The sequence below is a fragment of the Henriciella aquimarina genome (assembly GCF_002088975.1).
Lineage (GTDB): Bacteria > Pseudomonadota > Alphaproteobacteria > Caulobacterales > Hyphomonadaceae > Henriciella > Henriciella aquimarina.
This window is the reverse complement of sequence record NZ_NCST01000005.1, coordinates 1-7,365: the sequence shown is the minus strand read 5'-3', so window position 1 is coordinate 7,365 and position 7,365 is coordinate 1. Positions and strand designations below refer to the sequence as shown.

General features: G+C 63.6%; 8 protein-coding genes. 7 read left to right on the top strand and 1 reads right to left on the bottom strand.

The window, feature by feature from the left end; genetic code table 11:
• Positions 1 to 221 precede the first annotated feature (221 nt).
• The 3 genes from B8784_RS00905 to B8784_RS00895 all read left to right on the top strand — a co-directional run bounded on the left by B8784_RS00905 (position 222) and on the right by B8784_RS00895 (position 3,005).
• Complete coding sequence (locus B8784_RS00905) at positions 222 to 515, top strand: helix-turn-helix domain-containing protein (RefSeq protein WP_084395750.1); 294 nt, start codon at positions 222 to 224, stop codon at positions 513 to 515.
• Positions 512 to 1,822, top strand: coding sequence for a HipA domain-containing protein (locus B8784_RS00900; protein ID WP_084395748.1), 1,311 nt, complete (start codon positions 512 to 514; stop codon positions 1,820 to 1,822). Before B8784_RS00905 ends, B8784_RS00900 begins: the two co-directional genes overlap by 4 nt.
• Positions 1,823 to 2,069: 247 nt before the next feature.
• Positions 2,070 to 3,005 (top strand): hypothetical protein, encoded by a 936-nt coding sequence (locus B8784_RS00895; protein WP_084395747.1) that lies wholly within the window; start codon positions 2,070 to 2,072, stop codon positions 3,003 to 3,005.
• Positions 3,006 to 3,147: 142 nt separating this feature from the next.
• Here B8784_RS00895 and B8784_RS00890 read toward each other — a convergent pair whose 3' ends face one another.
• The gene (locus B8784_RS00890; protein ID WP_158085534.1) at positions 3,148 to 3,990 is read right to left on the bottom strand and encodes a DNA -binding domain-containing protein; all 843 of its coding nucleotides are present in this window, start codon (positions 3,988 to 3,990) and stop codon (positions 3,148 to 3,150) included.
• Between the two features lie 316 nt (positions 3,991 to 4,306).
• Between B8784_RS00890 and trbB the strand changes: the two genes are divergently transcribed.
• The 4 genes from trbB to B8784_RS00870 form a co-directional block, all read left to right on the top strand.
• Positions 4,307 to 5,302 (top strand): P-type conjugative transfer ATPase TrbB, encoded by a 996-nt coding sequence (gene trbB, locus B8784_RS00885; protein ID WP_233355910.1) that lies wholly within the window; start codon positions 4,307 to 4,309, stop codon positions 5,300 to 5,302.
• Positions 5,299 to 5,634, top strand: a complete 336-nt coding sequence (locus B8784_RS00880; RefSeq protein ID WP_084395745.1) for a TrbC/VirB2 family protein — start codon at positions 5,299 to 5,301, stop codon at positions 5,632 to 5,634. Before trbB ends, B8784_RS00880 begins: the two co-directional genes overlap by 4 nt.
• The gene (locus B8784_RS00875) at positions 5,634 to 5,888 is read left to right on the top strand and encodes a VirB3 family type IV secretion system protein (RefSeq protein ID WP_084395744.1); all 255 of its coding nucleotides are present in this window, start codon (positions 5,634 to 5,636) and stop codon (positions 5,886 to 5,888) included. The genes B8784_RS00880 and B8784_RS00875 overlap by 1 nt, the downstream gene beginning before the upstream one ends.
• On the top strand, positions 5,882 to 7,365 hold a 1,484-nt coding region (locus B8784_RS00870; protein WP_456077610.1), incomplete at its 3' end, for a VirB4 family type IV secretion/conjugal transfer ATPase. The genes B8784_RS00875 and B8784_RS00870, both read left to right, overlap by 7 nt.

The window sequence follows — 7,365 nt, the reverse complement described above, 5'->3', positions numbered from 1 at the left end:
GTTTCAGCCATCATGTTCTTACTTTGTTCTTTTCAGAGGAAACGAGTCAAGGCAGGATGTCTGGCCCGTCAGCCATAGGCATGCTATTCGTTTATCGAATTCGGTAAAATCAACGTCTCCGGTCAGGTTTTTGCGCTCGATTTATCGTTTTCGGTAAAAAGCGGTTGATTATGCTTGAAGATGCGCCATATTTACCGAATTCGATAAATGAGGGCTTGCCGATGTCCGATGAACAGGAAGCACAGTTTCTAACCGGGACCGGCGGCCGCATCCGCGACCGGCGCGATGCCGCCGGGCTGAAACTGCAGGAACTCGCGACGCTGACGGGGCTGAGTGTGTCGGCCTTGTCCAATATTGAAACCGGCAAGCGCGATCTACGCCTGACCACGCTGCGTCGCATTGCGCAGGCCTTGCGTGTGCCCCTCGCCGACCTCGTGGAAGACAAACGCGATCGACCGCCGGAAAAGCGCGCGTCCGCAGACGATGAAACCTATGATCTTGGAGACTACAACTGAGCAATCCGGTTCCTGTCTGGTTCGACACACTCCATGTCGGCGACGTTGACGTCGCCGAGGACGGCGCGCTGTCCTTTCGATATGACAAAAAATGGCTTGCGACGCGGGGCGCCTTTCCCTTGTCGCTCACCATGCCGCTTGAAGACGTCCCCTATCCTTCGAACGTCATCTCGCCATGGATCGCAAATCTTTTGCCGGAAGAAGAACAGCTCGCGGTGCTCACGAGGGCGCTGGGGCTTGATCGCGCCGACGCGCTGGCGGTGCTCACGGAGATCGGCGGCGACACCGCTGGCGCGCTTTCCTTCGGCGAAGCGGCGACGCGCGCCGACTGGCGCTACACGCCGCTTACGGAATTCTATCGCGTCGATGATCCGCAGGCGGCGCTTGAGAGGCATTTCGATGATCTCGGCCGGCGCCCTTTTCTTGTCGGCGAGGAAGGTGTGCGCCTGTCGCTGGCCGGCGGCCAGAAGAAGACTGCCCTCGCTGTGCTGTCACCTGAAGGCGCGCCAGTGCTGCGTCTGCCAGAGGCTGGCGATGTCCTGGCCGTGCCCCGCCATGGCGCGCCATCTACGATCATCATCAAGCCCGACAATCCCATTCTGCCGGGCATCGTGGAAAACGAGGTGTTCTGTCTAAAGCTCGCAGCCGCCATCGGCATACCGGCGGCCGAGGCAACGATCCTCAAGACGGCGAGGCGTAGCGCGATCGGCGTGCTACGCTACGACCGGCGCATCGGTCGCTCCGGCGATTTGCAGCGTATTCATCAGGAGGATTTCGCGCAGGCGAATGGCGTGCCGCCCGGCCGCAAATATGAGCGCGGCACCGTGCGCGGACCCGATCTGATAACCCTCCTGAATACCGGGCGGGCGCTTTCTGCGGCGGACGCGCTCGCGCTGCTCGACCAGGTAATCTTCAACATCCTTGCAGCCAACACAGATGCGCATGCCAAGAATTACTCGCTCCTGTTTCCGGTTGGCGCAGGACCGCGCCTGGCGCCGCTTTATGACGTGTCGACCGTTCTCGGCTGGCCCGATGTGGTGCAGTATTACGCCCAGAATCTCGCGGGCAAACGCCGCAAGCCGGGCGATATGGATAGCCGTCACTGGGATGCGATCGCAGAGGATGTTCGCTACCGGCCGGCCGATGTGCGCAGAAGGGTGCAGGAACTGATCGACGCCATCGTGGCTTCGCGTGTGAAAGTCGCCGGCGAAGTTGAAGGCATCGCTGGAAGCGCGAGCGGCTATGTGCAACAGGCCGCGTCTCTGATCGAAAACAATGCGCTTCGCATTGCCGGCCGCCTGCGCTGACCGGAAGCCGTGGCACGGAGTGCCCGCAGGACGCTCCTATTTAGGCGCTTTGAATCTCTTGGCTCCATAGATTAGGAACAAACTTAGTGCCGATATTCCAAAGTTTCATCGGTGCATCCAGGATGCTTGCCCTGGCCAGTCTGAACGGAAGAATTCTGGCGGGCTCATTATGTGCGGCGGACGCGCTGATGCATGATAACGGCGCCGCCATCGGGCACCGGTGGAATCAAACCCACAATGCAGCTCAATGTCGTTCAATCTGACCCTCGCGACCACCCAGTTCGTCATCTGCGTGACGGACCGCCGCCTGTCACGGCCGAGGGGTGGGATCGTCAGTGAACGCTCTAACAAGCTGACGGCGTTTCAATGCGTCGATGCACATGGCTTTGTTACGTACAACGGCATTGGCCTCGACCCGAACGGGCAGACGCCGAGCGACTGGCTCGCGGATATCGACGGGCTCGCCGGGTTACCGCTTGATCAGTTCGCTGCCGCCATCAAGACGGATGCGGACAAACGTCTCAATCGCTTGTCGTCGCGCGGCGTGGACGTCCGGCATACATTCGTCGTTGCAGGTTTCGCGGGCCTCGATCCGTTCGTGATGCTGATTTCGAACTACGAAAGCCTCAAGGCGGACGGTCATCGCATGAGCGCCAGACCCGCGCTCCAGATCGAACAGGTCAGAATCAGCACACCGATCACGGCAAATGTTCCTTATTGCTTGATCGCGACCGGCGCGCAGCCAAAGAGCAAAAAAGCGATACGGGAGCGCGTGATCGACAAGGTGAAGGCCGGCAAGCCTGCGAAGGAAATTCGGGGCCAGATGGTGAAGGTTGTACGGGATGTCGCCTATCAAGGTGATCGCAAAGGGTCGGTCGGAACAAGCGTTCACAGCGGCATCGTGGGCCTTGCGCCGGAGTTCGAGATCAATGGGCATGTGCCCGGAGGGACGACAGTGCTTGAGGCGGCCAACTATATTTCACCAGGGTTTATGGCAAAAGATATGTGGATCGATGTCGGCAGCGACTCCGGGGAACCTCGTTGGCGCTACAATCCGGCCACGCGCACGGCCGCAATCTCCGAGAAACCATGCTCAAACTGCCGTGCGCCGGTTCCCGAAGGATATGCTCGATGCGGCGTTTGTGACACGCCCACGCGGCCAAGTCGGGAAAAACGCCGTTGACGTCGCGGGCCGTGCGATCTTTCTTTTAAAAATCGCGGCTATCATCAACGCATGAAACGATCACGTTATGGAGTCGGTTATTACCGGTCCACTGAAGTGATCGCTCCCTTTCGTTAGAACCCGCGGGTTTCCCGAAGCGCGGTCAAGCGACCGTCGACACCGGCCCCAACTCGCCGCCGAGCAGTTCCATCATGTAACCGCCGTCGCGCAGCGCCGCCGCCTTCTGAACGAGATAGCGGACCGAATGCTTGAGCGAGGGGCCGTCCCATTCGGCATCCACACGTTCGGCGCCGTACAGCATTGTTGCAATGTCGCGCCGGGTCAGTCCTGCATCGAGGGCATCGAGCGCGACGAGACCGTTGCGCAGGATCTGCGTGGTCTTCGTCCATTGCGGCGCCGGTTCAATCTCAACCTCGCCGAGCACCTGAAGCGCGGCCTCCTGCAGTTTCACGCGGCGCTTGTAGGATTCTAGATCCGGAATGGTCAGATTGATGCGCACCGGCTCGAGACCGAGAAAGGATATGCCGACGCTTCTGACCTGGATCACCTGCCCGTTCTTGCGCAGGAGGAGATATTCGCGCCCGGCGGCGTCGGTGATGTGGGTGACCTTGAATTCCCGCATCGAGCGGTCATGGATCTCGCAGCGCTCTTCCTGGACGCGCGGGATCGCGTGGACAGTCACCTGGTCCGAAAAGGCGAAGGCGTTCCATACTGCGTCGGCATGATAACCGTCCTGCGCCGGGTCAGGCATGAAGACGAGCCCCCACCGGTCGGCGAGCGTCTGGGGAACGCGCGAGCGCACGAGCCTGACATCCTCGCATGGGGCTCGCCGTTGGGAGATGTCGCCCTCCTTGCGGGTCGCGGCGTCGCGCCTGAACCGGCGGTTGCGCCGCAGGAATTCCCAGGCCCACCGGTCGGGCGAGAGCTGGCTGAGATAGTCATAGCGTGCGAGGCGGTCGTCGGAATGCAGGGCAAACGTTTTCATGGCGCTTTCTCCTCCTTCCCGTGGCGCGGCAGTTCCTCGCCAGTTGCCGATAGAACTCCTCATCCGACTTCAAAGTGCAGAGCTGGCGAATGCTGCTTCTTGTTTTGCATACATCCCGCTTCAGCTTAGGCGATATTCAGACGCTTCGCGAGCAATATTGACGAAACCGGAGGGCGTGTCGCGCCGCCGCAATTCCTCGCAAAGTTGTACGCCTTTGCACGGCGCTTGATCTTTTGGCCAGCGCTCCAACTCCCCGAAGCGGGCCCGGCGCGCGATGCTCACGGTCAGACAAGACATCTGACCGGAGCGCCGCACCGTGAGCCACACAGACCAGAGAAACGAGACCGATCTCCGCCGCAGCGCGATGCTGCGCACGGCGCTCTGCGAAGTGGTGCGCGACGCCCTGGACGACAAGGCCACCATCGAGGTGATGGCCAATCCCGACGGCAGCGTCTGGATCGAGAAGGCCGGATGCGGCGTCGTCAGGTCCGAACACAGCCTCAGCGCTGCGGATCGTGAGCGCGTCATCCGCCTCGTCGCCTCGAGTGCGGGAGAAGCCGCCGGCCGCACCTCCCCGATCGTCTCCGCCGAACTTCCAGGCAGCGGCGAGCGGTTCGAAGGGCTTCTCCCGCCCGTCTCACAGGCGCCGTGCTTTTCGGTGAGGAAGCCGGCGGTCGCGCTGCTGACGCTCAGCGACTATGTCGAGCAAGGCGCGCTGGCGCCGGCGACGGCGGCGTCGCTGCGGGCCATGCTCGCCGCGCGCGCCAACATTCTCGTCGCCGGCGGGACCTCGTCGGGCAAGACCACCTTCGCGAATGCGCTGCTCGCCGAACCCGCGCTCGCCCATGACCGGATCGTGATCCTCGAAGACACGCGCGAGCTTCATTGCGCGGCGGCGAATGTGGTGCAGCTTCGAACCCATCGCGAGCATGTCTCGCTTGGCGGCCTCGTGCGGTCGACCATGCGGCTTCGTCCCGACCGGATTATCGTCGGCGAGGTGCGCGGGCCCGAAGCGCTGGATCTCCTGAAAGCCTGGAATACCGGCCATCCGGGCGGCGTCACCACGCTGCACGCAAACTCCGCCTACGAAGCATTGGCGCGTCTCGAACAGCTGACGCTGGAAGCGATCTCGCGCCCGCCCGCCGAGCTTATCGCCGCGGCCATCGACGTCGTGATTTTCATGAGCCGGTCGGGCGGGCGCCGCCGCGTCGAGGAGGCGCTGCGCATCTCCGGTTTCGAGGCAGGCCGCTATGTCGCCGAGCCGCTCGTCGCCAAACCCCTTTCCATCGTCAAGCAAGGAGACCCGGCATGAACCCCACGACCCTCTCGAGACTTCGCCATGTGGCCCGGCAGGGCGTCGCCGTCGCTGTCGCCGCCGCCGCACTCGCTGGCCCGGCGCATGCGGCGGGATCGGGCATGCCCTGGGAGGGCCCGCTCGACCAGATCCTCTCTTCGATCGAAGGGCCGGTCGCGCGCATCGTCGCGGTCATCATCATCACCATTACCGGCCTGACGCTCGCCTTCGGCGAGACCTCCGGCGGCATGCGCAAGCTCATCCAGATCGTGTTCGGGCTCTCCATCGCCTTCGCGGCGACGAGCTTCTTCCTGACCTTCTTCTCCTTCGGCGGCGGCGCGCTGCTCTGATGGCTGAAGGCTACGAGGTCCCCCTCCACCGGTCGCTGACCGAGCCGATCCTGATGGCGGGCGCGCCGAGGGCCGCCGCCATCGCCATCGGCACGCTGGCGGCCGCCCTCGCCCTTGGCCTCCGCCTCTGGATCCCGGGCCTCCTCCTCTGGGTGCTCGGCCATTCGGCGGCGGTCTTCATCGCCCGCGCCGACCCCGACTTCATGACCGTCGCCGTCCGGTCGGTGCGTCACAGGGAGCATCTGTCATGTTGAACCTTCGCGAATATGCGGCGAGCCCCCATCGGCTCGCCGATTACCTGCCCTGGGCGGCGCTTGTGGCGCCGGGCGTCGTGCTCAACAAGGACGGCTCCTTCCAGGCGACCTTCCGCTATCGCGGGCCGGATCTCGAAAGCTCGACCGATGCGGAGCTCGTTTCGGTGATGGCGCGGGTCAACAATGTGCTCCGCCGCTTCGGCTCAGGCTGGGCACTGTTCTTCGAGGCGGTGCGCGAGGAGACGCATGACTATCCGGAAGGCGTGTTTCCGGACGCCGCCTCCTGGCTGGTCGATCTGGAACGCGCGTTGCAGGCCGACGAGGCGGGCGCACGGTTCGAAAGCCGTTACTATGTGACGCTGCTCTGGCTGCCGCCTGCGGATGCGACGGGCAGCGCCGAGAAGGCGCTGATCGAACGCGCCGAGACGAAGGACGCCGCCAACTGGCGCCAGCGCCTCGAGACTTTCCAGCAGTTCAGCGCGAGGATCTACGACCTTCTTGCGACCTCGCTCGCCGAGATCGCGCCCCTCACCGACGAAGAGACGCTCACCTATCTGCATGACTGCGTGTCGATGAAGCGTCACCCGGTCGCCGTCCCCGACTTCCCGGTTTTCCTCGATGCGATGCTCGCCGACGAGCCCTTCTCGGGCGGGCTCGAACCGCGCCTCGGCGACGCGCATCTCAGAACCGTCACCATTCTCGGCTTCCCGGCCTCGACCCTGCCCGGCATCCTCGACGAGCTGAACCGGCAAGGTTTCCCCTATCGCTGGGCGACGCGCTTCATCGCCATGGACAAGGCGGAGGCGGAAAAGATCCTGGGCAAGAAGCGCCGGCACTGGTTCGCCAAACGAAAGTCGATCGGCGCTGTCCTGCGCGAGACCATGTTCAACGAACAGGCGGCGCTGCTTGACAGCGACGCCGACAACAAGGCGGCGGATGCGGACGCCGCGCTCCAGGAACTCGGGAGCGATCTTGTCTCCTATGGTTATGTCACGACCACGATCACCGTCGCGGACGCGGACGCGCGTGCTGTCGAGGAGCATCAGCGGATCGCCGAACGCATCGTCAACGGACGCGGCTTCACCGCCATCGCCGAGACGCTGAACGCCGTCGACGCCTGGCTCGGATCCCTGCCCGGCCACGCTTACGCAAATGTGCGCCAGCCCATCCTGCACACGCTGAACCTCGCCCATATGGTTCCCCTGTCTGCGGTGTGGGCGGGCGGCGCAGACAACCGGCATCTCGCCGGCCCGGCGCTCATCCAGGCGCAGACCGACGGGACGACGCCCTTCCGCTTCAATCTGCATGTCGGCGATGTCGGCCATGCGGCCGTCGTCGGCCCGACCGGCGCCGGCAAGTCGGTGCTGCTTTCGCTGCTCGCCCTGCAATGGCGCCGCTATGACGGCGCGCAGGTCTTCATCTTCGACAAAGGCCGTTCGGCCCGCGCGGCGACGCTCGCCATGGGCGGCGCGCATGT